This window comes from Hominimerdicola alba, assembly GCF_900109655.1.
Lineage (GTDB): Bacteria > Bacillota > Clostridia > Oscillospirales > Ruminococcaceae > Hominimerdicola > Hominimerdicola alba_B.
On the sequence record NZ_FOAT01000002.1, the window covers coordinates 240,872 to 256,868 of the forward strand.

14 protein-coding genes and 2 tRNA genes are annotated in these 15,997 nt (G+C 46.4%); 5 read left to right on the forward strand and 11 right to left on the reverse strand.

The features are described 5' to 3' along the window. Positions 1-32: 32 nt before the first annotated feature. The 5 genes from aroF to BMY75_RS03285 form a co-directional block, all read right to left on the reverse strand. A complete protein-coding gene (aroF, locus tag BMY75_RS03265) occupies positions 33-1,055 on the reverse strand; it encodes a 3-deoxy-7-phosphoheptulonate synthase (protein WP_074829630.1) in 1,023 nt (340 codons plus the stop codon). Between the two features lie 373 nt (positions 1,056-1,428). After that, complete coding sequence (locus BMY75_RS03270) at positions 1,429-1,962, reverse strand: hypothetical protein (protein WP_074829634.1); 534 nt, start codon at positions 1,960-1,962, stop codon at positions 1,429-1,431. A 117-nt stretch (positions 1,963-2,079) separates the two neighbouring features. Beyond that, positions 2,080-2,895, reverse strand: a complete 816-nt coding sequence (locus BMY75_RS03275; protein WP_242940152.1) for a hypothetical protein — start codon at positions 2,893-2,895, stop codon at positions 2,080-2,082. Between the two features lie 519 nt (positions 2,896-3,414). After that, positions 3,415-3,487, reverse strand: a tRNA-Gln gene (locus BMY75_RS03280). Between the two features lie 6 nt (positions 3,488-3,493). Next, positions 3,494-3,565: transfer RNA gene (locus tag BMY75_RS03285), tRNA-Gln, on the reverse strand. 285 nt (positions 3,566-3,850) lie between these two features. Here BMY75_RS03285 and mscL point away from each other — a divergent pair. Both mscL and alr read left to right on the forward strand, forming a co-directional pair. After that, positions 3,851-4,327 carry a large conductance mechanosensitive channel protein MscL gene (mscL, locus tag BMY75_RS03290; protein WP_074829638.1) on the forward strand — a complete coding sequence of 159 codons (477 nt, stop codon included), beginning with the start codon at positions 3,851-3,853 and terminating at the stop codon, positions 4,325-4,327. A gap of 102 nt (positions 4,328-4,429) precedes the next feature. Next, positions 4,430-5,551: an alanine racemase gene (gene alr / locus BMY75_RS03295; protein WP_074829641.1), complete on the forward strand. Its 1,122-nt coding sequence runs from the start codon at positions 4,430-4,432 to the stop codon at positions 5,549-5,551. 113 nt (positions 5,552-5,664) lie between these two features. Here alr and BMY75_RS03300 read toward each other — a convergent pair whose 3' ends face one another. From BMY75_RS03300 to BMY75_RS03310, 3 genes are all read right to left on the reverse strand, one after another. Beyond that, positions 5,665-5,946, reverse strand: a complete 282-nt coding sequence (locus BMY75_RS03300) for a zinc-ribbon domain containing protein (RefSeq protein ID WP_074829644.1) — start codon at positions 5,944-5,946, stop codon at positions 5,665-5,667. A 94-nt stretch (positions 5,947-6,040) separates the two neighbouring features. Continuing rightward, positions 6,041-6,616 (reverse strand): sigma-70 family RNA polymerase sigma factor, encoded by a 576-nt coding sequence (locus BMY75_RS03305; protein WP_074829647.1) that lies wholly within the window; start codon positions 6,614-6,616, stop codon positions 6,041-6,043. Between the two features lie 281 nt (positions 6,617-6,897). Further along, positions 6,898-7,572, reverse strand: a complete 675-nt coding sequence (locus tag BMY75_RS03310) for a hypothetical protein (RefSeq protein ID WP_207646255.1) — start codon at positions 7,570-7,572, stop codon at positions 6,898-6,900. 298 nt (positions 7,573-7,870) lie between these two features. On the opposite strand from BMY75_RS03310, the gene BMY75_RS03315 reads away from it, so the two are divergent. The 3 genes from BMY75_RS03315 to BMY75_RS03325 are packed head-to-tail and all read left to right on the forward strand — an operon-like array spanning position 7,871 to position 12,074. Continuing rightward, a complete protein-coding gene (locus tag BMY75_RS03315) occupies positions 7,871-10,300 on the forward strand; it encodes a YfhO family protein (protein ID WP_074829654.1) in 2,430 nt (809 codons plus the stop codon). 14 nt (positions 10,301-10,314) lie between these two features. Continuing rightward, positions 10,315-10,860, forward strand: coding sequence for an NUDIX domain-containing protein (locus BMY75_RS03320; RefSeq protein ID WP_074829659.1), 546 nt, complete (start codon positions 10,315-10,317; stop codon positions 10,858-10,860). Between the two features lie 2 nt (positions 10,861-10,862). Then, positions 10,863-12,074: a DHHW family protein gene (locus tag BMY75_RS03325; RefSeq protein WP_074829662.1), complete on the forward strand. Its 1,212-nt coding sequence runs from the start codon at positions 10,863-10,865 to the stop codon at positions 12,072-12,074. Between the two features lie 239 nt (positions 12,075-12,313). Here BMY75_RS03325 and BMY75_RS03330 read toward each other — a convergent pair whose 3' ends face one another. From BMY75_RS03330 to BMY75_RS03340, 3 genes are read right to left on the reverse strand one after another with little or no spacing between them, the layout of a single operon-like run. Next, entirely contained in the window at positions 12,314-13,066 is a 753-nt protein-coding gene (locus BMY75_RS03330) for an IspD/TarI family cytidylyltransferase (RefSeq protein WP_024858431.1), read from the reverse strand. Between the two features lie 16 nt (positions 13,067-13,082). Next, positions 13,083-14,357, reverse strand: a complete 1,275-nt coding sequence (locus BMY75_RS03335) for a CDP-glycerol glycerophosphotransferase family protein (RefSeq protein ID WP_074829664.1) — start codon at positions 14,355-14,357, stop codon at positions 13,083-13,085. Between the two features lie 25 nt (positions 14,358-14,382). After that, positions 14,383-15,816 (reverse strand): LicD family protein, encoded by a 1,434-nt coding sequence (locus tag BMY75_RS03340; protein ID WP_074829668.1) that lies wholly within the window; start codon positions 15,814-15,816, stop codon positions 14,383-14,385. Between the last annotated feature and the right edge of the window lie 181 nt (positions 15,817-15,997).

Below are 15,997 nucleotides of genomic sequence, written 5' to 3' on the forward strand. Positions count from 1 at the left end.
CCACACCGCGGGATTTTCGTCAATCCGCTGACTTATTCGCAGTCATCAACAGGTCTTCCGCAGAATTCAGCCATAGCGCGAATCTTTTCCATTACCGCTTTGAACTTTTCGGGGGTCAAGGACTGCGCACCGTCGCTCCATGCGTGTTCGGGGTCGATGTGTACCTCTATTTCCAGTGCGTGACAGCCCATTGCCACCGCGCCGAGAGAACAGGGCTCTACCAGTGAAGCGATACCTGTCGCATGGCTTGGGTCAACAGTAACAGGCAGATGTGTCTTCTGTTTCAGCAGAGGTACGCTTGCAAGATCGAGGGTGTTGCGGGTGGCGGTCTCATAGGTGCGTATGCCGCGCTCGCAGAGAATTACCTGACTGTTGCCCTCGCTCATGATGTACTCAGCCGACATCAGCAGTTCCTGCAAAGTTCCCGAAAGTCCTCTTTTCAGTAGTATCGGCTTGTTCAGCCTGCCCAGAGCTTTCAGTAGAGTGAAATTCTGGGAATTTCTGGCACCCACCTGAATGATATCAACATCGTCGAAAAGGTCGATATCGCTGACATCCATTATCTCAGTAACTATAGGCAGACCTGTCTCGGCGCGGGCTTTTTTCAGGATATCGATGCCCTCCTTGCCAAGACCCTGGAAAGCATAAGGCGAAGTTCTGGGCTTGAAAGCACCGCCCCTCAGCATGGTAGCGCCTGCTTCCTTAACGGCGATAGCGGTCTTGATGGTCTGCTCCTCAGTCTCCACAGAGCAGGGACCAGCGATGACCTGCAAACGATCACCGCCCAGTTTACGTCCGCGGACATCTATCACAGTGTCGAGTGGGTGGAAACGCCTGTTTGCGTTCTTGTAAGGCTCCTGAACTCGCTTTACTACCTCGACGATCTCCTTAGCCTGCACCGATTCGATATCCACAGCGGTGGTATCGCCGATAAGTCCGATGATCTTCGAGTGTACGCCCTCCACCAGATTCGACTTAACATTGAACTTGGTCAGCCACTCCATGAGCTCCTCGATCTGCTTTTTGTTGGCGCTGTCCTTTAATACGATAACCATTTTCGATTCCTCCTGTAAAATACTTGAAATTTCTTGAATTTATTGTCTGAAAAACTGCATCAAAAAAACCGTGCTTCGTAATACGAAAGCACGGTCTGTGACCTAAAAGGGATATATTGTCAGCCCATACACTGCTGTACACCCGTCCGCATAGCTTTCATACCACGACAAATAAGCTTCTCGCCAAAAAATCGGCTAAAGCTAAAGAAGTATGTAAAGACTGCGAATATGGTGATAAGAGTCATTACGGGTCAACCTTTCGTGTAAATATCGTGAGCGTGATGCACGCTCACTTTCAAAATCATATGCATATTATACGTCATTGTCCTGAGAATGTCAATAACAGGAAAGGGATATTTACAATTTGTTAATATTATTGCCTGTCATAATAGGCTTTTCCCTTGTCGGGTTTGAAGTACGTCCGCAGATATCCGTCCTTTGAAACTATGACAAATTCGTTGGTATCTTCAATATAGTATACATCGTCGCCGTCCTCTTTCTCGGTCTTGTGGAGGGCAGTGGGGTCGTTCACAACGTCCGAAGCCGCCTTGCGGTATTCGTCAGCACTGGCAAAACCCATATCGATGCCGTGCTTTTCGTAGTGCTGGTCACGCTGTTTCTTCGTCCTGAACCAGTACTCAGTGTATTCGCCGTCCTCGCTGATGCTTTCTTCATTGACTACGGCTTCTGTTACAGCAGCAGAGGATTCTTCCGTTTCCTCGCTTTCGGCTGAATTTTCGACCTGTGCAAGACTATCTTTTGTTTTCTCAACAATCTCAGAGAAACTGCTGTCCTCGATTATCAGATCGTATAGGGATTCATCTTTTTTATCATTAGCCCTGCCGCAGCCCGCCACTGTGAATATCACTGCAATAGCCGTCAGCAGGCAAAATATCCTGTATCTCATCTTTGCACCTCCCAATACGATTATACACCAATTCTACGCATAAGTCAACAAAAAAACGGCAGAGCCATAAGACTCTGCCGTAATGATTGCTATTTAATTGACTTGTAGTCGCTTAAATTACTTTCTCTTCTTAGAGATAACTACCAGAGCAGCAGCAGATGCAGCCAGAGCTACAGCAGCGGTGGAAGCAGCACCAGTGTTGGTGTTGGAAGTTGTGCCGTTAGTAGCCTTGGAAGAAGTGTTGGTTGTAGCCTTGGAAGACTCGCTGGTAGAAGCAGACTCGCTGGTAGAAGCAGACTCGCTAGTAGCAGAATCAGGAGTAGACTCAGGAGCCTCCTCAGTAACAGTTACATCAGAAGCAGCTGTATCACCGATAGCAACTTCCTCACCGTAGTCATAGTTACCTAAACCGTTGATAGTGCTAACCTTGATGGTATCGCCAACGTTGCCAGCCTTAACGTACAGAGTACCCAGCTTGGAATTGTTAGGGATAGAAGTATTGTTGAAATCCATAGAAGAGAGATATACCTGATTATCAGCGCCACCCTGCTCTACGAATTCAGGGCTAGCAGTAGGATTCCAGTCTACATCAGAGAAACCGAGCTCTGCAGTAGTAGCACCATCAAATACGAAATCAACAACCTCAGCGCCTTCAACAACGAAGTTGAACAGAACGCTCTCAACGTGAACGTCGCTGGTGAGGTATACATCGTAGCCAACCTTCTCGCCAGCAGCTGCGCTCTTAGGAGCAGAAACTGTCAGGGTCATGTTAGCGTTAGATACGGGTGCGGTAGAATCTGTGGGCTCAACAGCAGACTCAGTTGCAGGAGCAGCAGACTCAGGAGCGTCGTTTGCCTCTGCGAATACAGAAGGTGCGAAGCTAGCCATCATAGCTGCAGATGCGAGAATTGCAAATAACTTTTTGTTCATCATAAAAAATTCCTCCCAAAATTAATAATTTAATTTTTTATTGTTTAATCAATATCCATTCCATGAAAGCCGCCACACAGAAACAAAGCCTGTCCCGCGGGAACAAAGTATGGCTATATAATTAACTCGGTATTTTTAATTATAATACAGATATAGATACTATTGTTGAACATTTTGTTAACATTGTATTAACTTTGGCTCATACAAGTTTTTTCAGCAGCTGCTTCAATAGTATTTACAACGGCATTATAAGCCAAACAGAACGTCTCCTGTTCGGATTTGTCCACATTATATCACACTTTGCATTATATGTCAATAGCAATTTAACAATAATATTTACCATCTGGGTTTATATTTTTTAGTATAATCACTATAAATTTCTAAAAAATTTGGTCAAATCTTTATATTAGATCCTGCCCGATAGCAATAATTGACTTTCTGCTTCTGATGCCAGCTGCACTGATGAATAATACAGACAGTTACAATAAAAATTCCCTCACCCGTCTGAGTGAGGGAACTAAATTGGGGCGGAAGGATTCGAACCTTCGGAGTGACGGAGTCAGAGTCCGTTGCCTTACCGCTTGGCGACGCCCCAGTATAGTTGGGATAGATGGATTCGAACCATCGAATGACGGAGTCAAAGTCCGTTGCCTTACCGCTTGGCTATACCCCAGTATATCGATATTCGATCATCTTTGCTGTCTTGTCCCTGACAGCTTAATTATTATAGCACACCTTTTCGAAAATTGCAAGTGGTTTCACAAATTGTTTACAATCTAATTTCTTTTTCGTAACACGTATACTATTATAAAGAGAGCAGATCTTCTCAGACATTTTCGCCGTTATTTCTGAAAAATCTTTTGAAATATAAAAATATTTAGCTGATTTCGACTTGACTTCAAGACTTTGATGTGCTATTATAATATCAGATAAAATTTTTGAAAGGACGTGTAGAAGTATGTTTAAGAAATTTATGACAGAATTCAAGGAGTTCGCTCTCAAGGGCAATGTTATGGACATGGCGATCGGTGTCATTATCGGTGGTGCTTTCAGCACTATCGTGACATCACTGACCGACAACTTCATCAACCCCCTTATCGGACTTATCACAGGCGGCGCGAAGACCGACGAGAACGGCAATGTTATCGTTTCAGCCGGTAAATGGGCTGTGCGCGGTGTTGAGTTCAACTACGGTGCATTTATTTCCTCTGTTGTGAACTTCCTTATCATCGCGCTTATTCTCTTTATCCTGCTCAAGGCTGTCAACAAGGCTCTGACGATAGGCAAGAAGAAAGAGGAAGAGGAGGAAGCTCCTGCTGAGCCTTCTGCTGAGGAGAAGCTGCTGACAGAGATCCGCGATCTTCTGACCGCAGGTGCAACTCCCGAAGCTCTCGCAAAGATCGAAGCTGCAAAGGCTGACGCTGCCAAGGAATAATTTCTGTTTTCAAAAGCTGTCCTTAGGGGCAGCTTTTTTGTTGACAAAATCTCCGTGAGGGAGTATAATCATAATATCACATTTAAAAAGGAAGTCTTGTACATGAATTTTTTGAAGCGCTGCTGGGCTGAGACAGATCTTTCGGCAGTGGGCTATAATCTTACCGAATATAAAAAACTTCTCCCCGAGGATACCGAGCTTATGTGCGTGGTCAAAGCCTCATGCTACGGTCACGGCGACGACCTTATAGTGCCATATCTGCAAAAGAATTTCGGCGTGAAGTATTTCGCCGTATCCAATATCATCGAGGGCATACGCCTGAGAGACATGGGCATTAAGGGCGATATCCTCATCCTCGGCTATACTCCCCCCGAATTCGCCCACGAGCTTGCTTCATACGATATAATACAGGCTTGTACCGAGCTTTCCTACGCTCAGGCACTCAGTGCGGGCGCAAGTGAAACTGTGCGGTTGCATGGTGCGGTAGACACAGGCATGACCCGCATAGGAGTACACGGTACGGCTGAAGAACAGGCAGATGAACTGGCAGAGATCTCAAAACTGCCAAATATCGCCCTCGAAGGCATATTCACCCACTTTTCTTCCGCTGACGGCGTACACGATTCTGACGAGGAGTACACCCGTATGCAGTCGGAGAGATTCTTCCGCGTGAAAGAGCTTCTTGAAGCCAAAGGCGTACACCTGAAACACGCTCACATCAAAAATTCCGCAGGCGGCGCTTACGGCTACGGAGAGGGAAGTACCCTGGCGCGACTGGGCATAATCCTCTACGGTCTTTACCCCGACCCTGCCAAGCCCTTACCTTTTGAGCCCAAGCCTGTCATGACCCTGAAAGCTGTGGTCTCTCAGGTGAAATGGATAGACGAGGGCACAGCGGTCAGCTACGGCAGAACTTTCGTCAGCGATAAGCGCATAAAGCTTGCTACCGTCACTGCGGGATATGCCGACGGCTATCCCAGAGCCCTGTCAAACAAGGGCGAAGTCATTATCCGCGGCAAAAAATGCCGTATCTGCGGCAGAGTCTGCATGGACCAGTTCATGTGCGACGTTACGGATATCCCGGATGTGACAGTCGGTGACGAAGTTATACTTATGAACTCCGAGATAAATGCTGATACCATCGCCGCCCTGACAGGCACTATCGGATACGAAGTCACCTGCGACATAACTTCGCGTGTGCCGCGTATCCCTGTTAACGGATAAACACTAAGCCACCGAGAAGACTTGCTCTACGGTGGCTTTTTTATGCACAAAAAAGCGCCGCCCATCGGCAGCGCTTTCACGGGAATGACCCGAAATTAACATTATCAGTTAAATCAGAACTTTTCCTCTTTCATCTTTGCAAAGCACTCGCTGCAGTAAACAGGTCTGTCCTCACGGGGCTTGAAGGGGATAGTAGCCTCGCCGCCGCAAGCTGCACATACAGCTGTGTAGGTCTGTCTTTCAGCTCTGCCTGCCTGCTTTCTTGCATCTCTGCAAGCCTTGCATCTCTGGGGCTCATTGGTGAAGCCTTTCTCAGCATAGAACTCCTGCTCACCGGCAGTAAAGATGAACTCTTTGCCGCAATCTTTGCAAACTAATGTCTTGTCCTCGTACATTTTCTCTTACCTCGATCTTAAAAATAGTAATTGTCCCGCTGCCGACGGATTCGCACCGTCACGATCGTGTCCGCTCACCGTGAGCAGCGCAGCGTTATCTGAATATCCCACGCAGTTTTTTTCTGACCCTCTGCATGGTGTTGTTGACAGATTTCTCGCTGATACTTAGCTTGTCAGCTATCTGTCTGTAAGAATGTCCCGCCAGAAAAAGCTGCAGCACCTGCCATTCGCGCTCGGAAAGCTCATCTGCTATGCGATCATAGAGCACGTCATGCTCGGCTTTGGCGATAACAGCGTTTTCGGGGATATCTTCGTCACTGCCGCTGATATCCTCTTCGATCTCCTCGGTGGATATTCTTTCCTCGCCGCTGTATCTGCTGTCTTTCATAATATATGAAAGCATACTGTGCCTTATGCAGACCCCCGCATACGCAGCAAACCCAGCCCCTCTGTCAGGGCGATAGCTGTTCACCGCGCGCAGCAGCGACATCATGCCCTCCTGCACCAGATCTTTGATGATCTGTTCACGGCCTGCCCGTGGTGCAAGACCCACAGCGATACGCTCGGCTGTGCCCATATACCTGTATAAAAGCGCACTCAGCGCAGCCTTGTCACTGCCCGAGAGCTTTGCAAGCTCTTCATCGCTAAACTTTTCGTAATCCTTAAACATGACTGCTATACACCTGCGAACCGCCTTATACTGTGGTACATTCCAACGTAAACATATCATAACATTTTCTACACAATAAGTCAAGAGAATGAATTAAATTATTTTTTGTTTTTGAATTTTTTGTAACAACGTACATATTTCACACAAAAATATTGGCAATATACACCACAGAAAAAATGACAATTATCAAAAAAAGTCTGCTTTTTCGGCAGACTTTTTGGTTTGCTGTTGGATTTTAGCGGGTCATGCGCGCTTGCTGTACAAGTGTTGAGAACATATTTTTAATGATAAAATACTTTGATAGTAGATATCTTATCATCTATATTATGCATAACTATCCAGAAATGCTCAGTACGAAAACTAATTAAACCAGACTCTCCTTTATCCGAGAAATCTTCACCCATTATCTCTTTGACATCAGAAAATGGTGTACCTATAGTTACTCCATTGATACTGAATGGGATATCAGGGTAATCTTCCCTAACATTATGTGAGGTTTCGGATTCACAAGCTTCAAAATAAATGGAACTAATCTTGTTGGATTCCTCTTTAGCGACTTGCCCGACATTATAACCGCAGTAGTTGAGTTCATATGTTGTACTGCCTTTTTCTTTTAATCTTTTGTCAGACTCTTCATCAGGCACAATCTCAAACCCATCACCAAGATCATCTTCTGTGCATGGCAGTTCCAGATTTTTGCCGTTGATGTAAATAACATCTTTGATGGTTTCGTCTGTCCACCCGCCCTCGGGTACAGGCACAGGGTCAGGCATGGATACCGTACTTGCGGTGCTTTGCATTTCGGCGGTAGAAGATGCTGTGCTTTCTGCCTTTTCTGCTTTTTCGGGTTTGTCAGTCTTTTCCGAATTTGCGCAAGCTGATGCGCACATCATCATGAGAGCTGTAAGTGTAACAGCCATATATCTGAGTTTCATATTGATTTCCTTTCTGCTCATTATGTCAAATTTGTACAGCATAATTTGTATATATCTTACAAACTGACTTATTATATCATGCCCTATTATCAATGTCAATCATTCCCGAAACGATTCGTGATTATATACTTAAAAAAAGCAGCCGCATAATAAATTTCGGCAATTATGGCACGGGTGCATTTTTTGCCTATATACGCCCCTTTCCGCCCCTAAGTTTTGGTAAAAAAACTATTGCAAACAGACCACGGTTGTGATATAATAAAATCTGTATGCGATACGTTAATTATATTAAATATATAAAGGAAAGGAAAATTCTCAGATGTTCAAAAGCAAACTAAGTCCGCCCGAGGGCAAGGGGAGAGAAAAATATCTTCTGCTCTTCATACTAGCCTTTGTGGGCATGATGATAGGCTTCCTGCCTGCCATGATACGCAATCACGGCATATTTATGTACTACGGCGATTTCAACTCGCAGCAGCTGATGTTCTACAAGCACGCACAGCAGATGGTCAAGGAGGGCAACCTCGGCTGGGACTGGGGCACCGACCTCGGTTCGGGATTTGTCAGCACCTATTCGTTCTACCTGCTGGGCTCGCCGTTTTTCTGGTTGACTACCCTGTTCCCCGTGGGCGCGACGGTATATCTTATGCCCTGGTTACTCGCCATAAAAACAGGCGTTGCGGGTATGTGTGCCTATGCCTACCTCCGCAGATTCATCACCAATAAGGACTGCGCTGTTATCGGCGGACTGCTCTACGCTTTTTCGGGCTTCCAGACATACAATATATTCTTCAACCACTTCCACGATGCGACTGCATTTTTCCCACTGCTGTTACTGGCCTTTGAGCTTCTGGTGCAGGAAAACAAAAAGGGCGCATTCGCCATCGCGGTAGCCATCACCGCTACTATCAGCTACTTCTTCTTTGTCAGCGCGGTGGTATTCACGGTCATATATTTCTTCCTCAGATGTATCGAAAAGGACTTCAAGATAGATTTCAAAAAGTTCATCTACCTCGGTGTTGAAGCCGTTATCGGACTTGCGATGTCCTGCATCATACTTCTGCCCTCGGTACTGATGGTTATGAACAACTACCGTGTAAACGAGCGCATGGTAGGTCTTGACTTTATCCTTTATAACGATAAGGCACGTATCGCCAGAATATTCCAGGCATTTTTCACACTCTCAGATATGCCCGCCCGCGTTAACATCTTCGATGTTGACAGCGCAAGATGGGCATCACTGGCAGGATATCTGCCCCTGTTCTCAATGTGCGGTGTAATCGCCTATATGCGTACCCGCAAAAAGCGCGACTGGCTGGGCTGGTCTGTGATAGTTTTCGTCATCATGGCTTGCGTGCCAATACTCAACTCCGCTTTCATGCTGTTCAATTCATCTTACTATGCAAGATGGTACTATCACCCCATACTGTTATTCGCGCTTATGACCGCAAAGGTGCTGGAAGAAGACCCCGACCAGCTGAAAAAGGGATTCCTGCCCACAGCTATCGCAGGCATAGGCTTCCTGTCAGTGGGACTTCTCCCCAAGTACAAAGGCAAGGAGATAGTTTACGGTCAGCTGGCACAGTACCCCGAACTCTACTATATCCAGGTAGGAGTTACCATTGGTATGATATTTGCGCTATGTGCGCTGATATACTTTATCCCCCGCGGAAAGAGATTCACAACAGTGGCAGTGGGCATGACAGCCGTTGCCTGCGTGGTATGCAATTCCTCCGAAGTATGGTACGGTGTAAAGCAGGGCAACGATAATGCCGATTATATCGAAAGAGCCATAAACGGCGGAAAGAATATCGACACCGCAAAGCTGGATTCCGAATTTGCATACGGCGGCGAGGACAGCGATTTCTACCGTATTGATACTTCCGACAGTGTTGATAACTGGTGTATGTTCTGGGATCTTTCTTCCATGAGATGCTTCCACAGCTGTGTTGATCCCGCTATCATGGATTTCTATGCTGAGATCGGTCAGCAGAGAGACGTTGCTACCCGTATGGAACCAGAGTACTACCCCCTCAGATCACTGAATTCCGTAAGATATTACTTCGATGAACTCACCGATAAGCAGAGAAGCGGTGAGAATGAGAATCCCAAGTCCGAGACCGTTCCAAAGCTTCTGGGCTTCAAATATATCGATACCATGAACGGTTTCAATATCTATGAGAACGAGAACTATATCCCCATGGGCTTTGCCTTTGATTACTATACCGACGATGAAGCCATAAAGGATCAGAATAAGCTTGAAAAGACTATAATGCTCACCAAAGCCCTTGTCCTTGAAGGCAATCAGGCTGCGGTATATTCCGATTATATCAAGCCTTACGAGTTCACTGATGACGAACTCACATACCACAACTATATCAATAACTGCGCTGAAAGAAAAGCGGAGAGCTGCTACTATTTCCGCCACGATACCAACGGTTTCACAGGCAAGATAAAGCTGGAAGAGCCTAAGCTGGTATATTTCAGCGTACCCTACGAGAAGGGCTGGTCTGCTAAGGTAAACGGCGAAGATGTCAAGGTAGAGAAAGTAAACTACGGCATGATGGCGGTACTTGTACCCGCAGGCGACAGCGAGATAGTGTTCAGCTATTCCGCAGACGGTCAGAAAAAGGGCATCGCCCTGACAATATTCGGCTTCGTGGCACTTGCAGGATATCTCGTTTACCGCAAGTTCTTCGACAAGGACGATAAGGTAGAAAAGAAAACAGCAGAAGTTAGCGCTGAGTGATTTGGGAGGTACTTATGTATCAGAAGGAAAAAGAACTTTCCTCGGAACAGATATTTGACGGCGTTGTTGTCAAGCTTTTCCGTGATGAGATAGAGTTTGAAGACGGCAGCAGGGGAGTACGTGAGTTCGTAAAGCACCCCGGCGGAGTATGTGTGGCTGCCATCGATGAAAACGAACAGCTTTATATGGTTGAGCAGTTCCGCTATCCCTTCGGAAAAGTTCTGACAGAAGTTCCCGCAGGCAAGCTGGAATTCGGGGAAGATCCCGAAGAATGCGGCAGGCGCGAGCTCAAAGAAGAAGTTGGCGCCACCGCTGACAGCTTTGAATATCTGGGCTGTATCTATCCCACAGTTGCTTATGATACAGAGATAATCTATATGTTCCTGGCGAGAGGTCTCCACTTCGGCGAACAGCACCTTGACGACGGCGAGTTCCTCGATATCAAAAAAGTACCGCTGAAAGAAGCTTTCCGCATGGTGATGGAGAACCGGCTCCCTGATGCCAAAACACAGATGGCGGTACTTAAAGCTTATATGAAACTCCACGGCAGTGAGGTCTGATAATGAGTAAGAAAACTAAGAAAAAGGCTAAAAACAAAACTCTTCCCCACAACGGTCATATCATAACGGCGGCGGTGTTCCTGATACTGGTCTTTGGTATGACTTCAGCGGGTATAATCAGCCCCGACAGGAAATTCTCCGAGATGGAGAACCGCTCTCTTCAGCAGGTGCCAGAATTCACCGCCGAAAGGCTGAAAAAAGGGGACTTCACCAAGGATATCGAAAACTATATGTCCGACCAGATCTTCCTGAAAGACGAGCTTGTCACCCTGAAGACATCAGCAGATACCGTTCTTGGCAAAAGTTTCCTCAACGGCGTGTATCTCGCCGAGGATGGCTACTATATACAGGATTATCATGAGGATACCGCAAGGGTAGATATGAATATTTCGTCCCTGAATTCATTCGCAGAAAGCCTTGACAGCGATATCCCCGTGACATTCCTGCTGGTGCCCAACGCTTCCTGCGTGCTGAAAGATAAGCTGCCATCGGTGAATAAGTGCGAAGACCAGCACGCCACAGCCGAGCATATCCGCGAGACACTCTCAGACCGCATAACCTTGGCTTACCCCGAGGAAGCACTGAGATCTGAGGGTGGGAATTGTTACTACCGCACCGACCATCACTGGACTGCTCTTGGCGCAGAACTGGGATATTCCGTACTGAGACAGACCATGGGTCTGCCCGCAGTAAACAGTTTTGAAAAAAACACCCGCGAACTCACGGGATTCTACGGTACTCTCTACTCAAAAGCACCGTCTTCCTGGGCAAAAAGCGATACTATCGAACAGGTGACATATGAGGGCAACGATATTACCGTGAAGTATGTGTCTCGTGGCGGCGACCACGCTGTACCAGCGGAATGTACAGAAGTTGACGGCGTACCAACCAAACAGGGACTTTTCGTAAAAGCCCCCGAATCCACTAAGGATAAATACGCATCTATAATGGGCGGTAATTTCGCTCTTTGCGAGATAGAAACAAGCGCCCCCTCGGATGAAAAAGTGCTCCTGCTGAAAGACAGCTACGCAAATGCTGTTCTGCCCGAACTTTGTAACCAGTTTGATCACATAAGCATGATCGACCTGAGATACTATCATTTCGAGGAAGAGACAGTATCCGAGTACGTAAAAAGTCATGATATCGACCGAGTGATATGCGTATATAATATTGACTTTGTAAATACTGATAGCAATTTCGGGTATCTGGAATAGAAGAAGCAAATAAGTGGAAATTGCCAAGGAAGAAAGCACGCGGCAAGAGTGCTATAAATAAAAAAGCGAACAAATCCGTACTATCAAAATGGCGCGGCAATAAAAAATCAAGAGCGTGGACTGTTCAATTGTCCACGCTCGTATTTTTTGTTATTGCCGCGCATATTTGGTCGGGAGTTCGCTGTCCTCTTATTATTCGCTATGCATTTTGGTTTTGCACCTTACGCAGATGGCTTCTATTATTTCTGCTTCAGTATATCAGGTGTAGAACCTATGCCGAATGCCTGCTCGTTCTCGCGGTACTGGATAAGTGCGCGGTACATATAGACATCTTCGGGGGTCGTTACCTTGATGTTTCCACGGTTGCCCTCTACCATGTGGGCTTCCTTGCCTATGCTCTTGATAAGGGTGCAGGAGTCAACAAGATTATCATAGCGGTTCTCGGTGGCTCTTACCTTGTCGTGGTCAGCGATTATCTCACCAAGATAGAAGCTCTGAGGAGCCTGCGCTGCGTAGGTATCCTTACGGTAGGGGACAGTTTCTACTGTCTTGCCTGTGGTGCTCATGAGGATAGTCTCAAAGCAGGGGGTGCAGGTGATGGCGTTGCCGTTCTGCTTTACACCCTCGATATTGTTGCAGATGGTATCGTAGCTTACCCAGGGACGTACACCGTCGTGGATAAGAACGATGGAATCATCGGGGTTCTCGCTCTGGGCTTTTTTCAGACCGTTATAGATAGAATCCTGACCTGTCTCGCCGCCCTCGACTATGCCGCACACCTTGCTTATGGCGAATTTCTTCACCAGCTTGTTCATGTAGGGGATATAGTCTTTGAGCATTACGATATATATCTTGTCGATATCGTTATGGTTCTCGAAGAGTTCCAGTGTGTGGACGATGATGGGCTTGCCGTTTATCTCAAGGAACTGCTTGGGTATGCCTGCGCCCATTCTTACTCCGCTTCCGCCTGCGAAAATTACTGCTATGTTCATTATATTATTCCTCCCGTTACTTGCTTTCGGTCATATACTTTTTGATAAGTCCGACTACGCGCTCGGCTGCCTTGCCGTCTTCCTTGCTTCCTCTGTCGGCAAGGAACTGCTTAACGTCAGCATCGTATTTCTTATCATCAAATGCCAGTATATTAGCTTCCATCTGGTCATTGTTCTCGGCGATGGGGAAAGGTGTGGAATCCAGGGGATAGTAGAATCCTCTTTCCTTATCGTATGATTTGAGGTCGTTGGCATAGATGAAGCCGGGTCTGCCTGTGAGTACGAAATCGCATATCCAGCTGGAGTAATCGGTGATACCCATATCGCAGGCAGCCATAAGTTCCTGGATATCGGGGTAGAGGTTGCCCTGGAGTATATCGGGATTGTTCCTTACAGCCTTGACATTTGCCAGCTTGTTTGCCACCTTGAAGTGGTATCTGTTGATTATCTTCCAGTTGCCGCCGAAGCGTTTTGTTGCGGCATTGAGTATCCTGTTATAGTCGATATCGTAGCAATCGAGGTTTCTTGCATCACGGAAAGTGGGCGCGTAGAGAATGAGGTTGCAGTCTTCCTCGATATCGAAGAAATCGCATACCTTAGCCTTGATAGCTTTCTTTTCTTCATCGGAACAGAAAAGTACATCGTTTCTGGGGTGACCGTATTCAAGTACCCTGACCCTTTTGCTCTTCCAGTAAGTGGTACGGTATACCATTGTTTCAAAGGAAGAATTGGATATCATGAAATTGGTTATATGACCCGCTGTCTCGGCACATTTTCTCCAGTGGTTATCGGATACTGCATCGGGGTCTATCTTTTTGAGACCCATAGAACCGTGCCATGTATTTATATAAATCTGGTTGCCCTTTTTGGGAACATAGTTCCAGGGAAAGTTTACTGCGTTATCAACCCATACCCTTGCGGTAGCCATCTCGTAGAGATGTTCGAGAGAATTTCTTCTCACTACTCTTACCTCGGGGGGGAAAGGCAGGGGCAGGCTGTCCATTATCTTTTTGGTGGTAACGAACACGATATCGTATTTCAGACCCTGTCTGATTATCTCATCGCAGATATACTTGGGGTTGCATTCATATACATTATTATAGTGCATGAACACTATCTTATTCTTCTCCACCTTATCCCTTGTGCTGTAGGATATATATTTTTTCATCAGATAGGATATTAGCAGGTCGGTCTTCTGTCTTGCGCGCATGAAAGTGAACTTGAAGAAAGATTTTTCTGCGGCACGGCGCTGTATCTGACCCAGCTTGCCTTTTACTTTATACTCACTCATTCAAATTTCCTCCGTTTGTGCGGGGTCATTCCCCGTATTTTCCAAAATTTACACTGACCACGTCATGACCTACTTTGCGCAGGCTGGCGGGTATAAGCTTCATATAGTCACCGTAGGAATATTCCAGATACTTGTCATAGTTTGACGGTACAGGATATTCGCGGTCTCCGAATCGGAGATGTTTAGGTCTGCCCAGCCATTTTGCGGGGAATGCCCCGTGGCGCAGATGCTCACCTGTGCCGTCATAGAGACTATGAGTGGGGAATCTGTCGAAAAATGTGACTGTGCGTTCCTGTATTTTTTCAAGGGTGCGGATATCGGTATGCTTGATGAACATGGTAGTCAGCCTGCACAGCAGCTTCAGTTTTCCGTAGAAGTGCATGGGTGTGCCCTCCCATTTATGGAAGACCATTGACCTCACGAAAAGGGTGAGGAAGACATGAAGCTTTTGCAAAGCTTTTATATCCGCTGTTTTATCGTGTACGAAGATATCTATGAAAATACCCTGATGCATACTGCCGAAGCGGGACGAGAACCTTGTTTTGAACTCGGTGCCGTTAAGCCTTATCTTGGTGAATATGCTGTGGTATTCGCTGTCGGTTTCTGAGGACTGGAAGAAGAATTCATCGCTGTTTATCTCGCTTTCCACCACTGCGAGGAAGCGTTTGTAGTCATCTCTCAGCATCATAACGTCCATATCATCGTCCCAGGGTATCATACCACTATGGCGTACTGCACCTAAGAGAGTACCTCCGCCCAGATAATATTTTATACCGTTTTTGCGGCATATCCTGTCGAATTCTTCAAGGCACAGGAAAAGCGATTCATGCAGGAGAGAGAGTTTTCCGCCGTAGGTATTATCAAAACAGAAGATCTTATCCTCGTATTTTTTTGAGTATTCCAGCATGAACAGGCTGTCCTCGTAGGTAAGCAGGGGGTTATATCCGCCTGAGACAAGGGACTTTGCCTTGATATTACAGCCGCCGAATCCGCAGTAGTAAACACCGTTGCGGAGATTTTTCCGTGATGCCATGAACAGTGCGGCAGCGAAGATATCGTGTATCACAGTTGCGCTGTTTTCACGCGGGGCGCGGCTGTGTTCAAAGCCTGCACCGAAAATCCTGCCCGTATAGAGGACAGCACAGGTATCCCTGTATTTTTCGGCTTCTTCGGGGATATCGGTGATCATTATATGGGGAGAGTATTCGCCTTTGGGAACTACTCCCCGACAAAAAGAAAAGCGACAGCACAGCACTTCTTCGTTCCCCGAAAGAGGGACATCCGTGCAGTACACGTCCTTTTTTTCAAATATATTTTCAAAGGTCTGTTTTATCTGTTTATCATCACAGAAAAGCATTATGCCGCGGCGTTGGAGTATATCAAAGCGGATACAGTCTGATTTTGCACAGCGCTGCACCCAGTCATCGGTATAATCATTAAGCACGTTTTCGGACAGCATAGCTGCACCTCCAGTATCAAGGCGGTATTGCCTAAAATATACCCATATATTATAGCACCATTCACCTGAGTTGTAAAGCGAGTAAAGTCCCGCAAAGCAAAGTTTTAGCGATATTAACAACTATACATGCTTAATCGGAACAAATTTATGCTGATTCCTCATGTAAAAAGCACGGACGTTC

Coding starts and splice junctions, on each gene's coding strand:
- aroF (WP_074829630.1), bottom strand. CDS start 1,055: ATGGTTATCGTATTAAAGGACAGCGCCAACAAAAAGCAGATCGAGGAG.
- BMY75_RS03270 (WP_074829634.1), bottom strand. CDS start 1,962: ATGAGATACAGGATATTTTGCCTGCTGACGGCTATTGCAGTGATATTC.
- BMY75_RS03275 (WP_242940152.1), bottom strand. CDS start 2,895: ATGATGAACAAAAAGTTATTTGCAATTCTCGCATCTGCAGCTATGATG.
- mscL (WP_074829638.1), top strand. CDS start 3,851: ATGTTTAAGAAATTTATGACAGAATTCAAGGAGTTCGCTCTCAAGGGC.
- alr (WP_074829641.1), top strand. CDS start 4,430: ATGAATTTTTTGAAGCGCTGCTGGGCTGAGACAGATCTTTCGGCAGTG.
- BMY75_RS03300 (WP_074829644.1), bottom strand. CDS start 5,946: ATGTACGAGGACAAGACATTAGTTTGCAAAGATTGCGGCAAAGAGTTC.
- BMY75_RS03305 (WP_074829647.1), bottom strand. CDS start 6,616: ATGTTTAAGGATTACGAAAAGTTTAGCGATGAAGAGCTTGCAAAGCTC.
- BMY75_RS03310 (WP_207646255.1), bottom strand. CDS start 7,572: ATGAGCAGAAAGGAAATCAATATGAAACTCAGATATATGGCTGTTACA.
- BMY75_RS03315 (WP_074829654.1), top strand. CDS start 7,871: ATGTTCAAAAGCAAACTAAGTCCGCCCGAGGGCAAGGGGAGAGAAAAA.
- BMY75_RS03320 (WP_074829659.1), top strand. CDS start 10,315: ATGTATCAGAAGGAAAAAGAACTTTCCTCGGAACAGATATTTGACGGC.
- BMY75_RS03325 (WP_074829662.1), top strand. CDS start 10,863: ATGAGTAAGAAAACTAAGAAAAAGGCTAAAAACAAAACTCTTCCCCAC.
- BMY75_RS03330 (WP_024858431.1), bottom strand. CDS start 13,066: ATGAACATAGCAGTAATTTTCGCAGGCGGAAGCGGAGTAAGAATGGGC.
- BMY75_RS03335 (WP_074829664.1), bottom strand. CDS start 14,357: ATGAGTGAGTATAAAGTAAAAGGCAAGCTGGGTCAGATACAGCGCCGT.
- BMY75_RS03340 (WP_074829668.1), bottom strand. CDS start 15,816: ATGCTGTCCGAAAACGTGCTTAATGATTATACCGATGACTGGGTGCAG.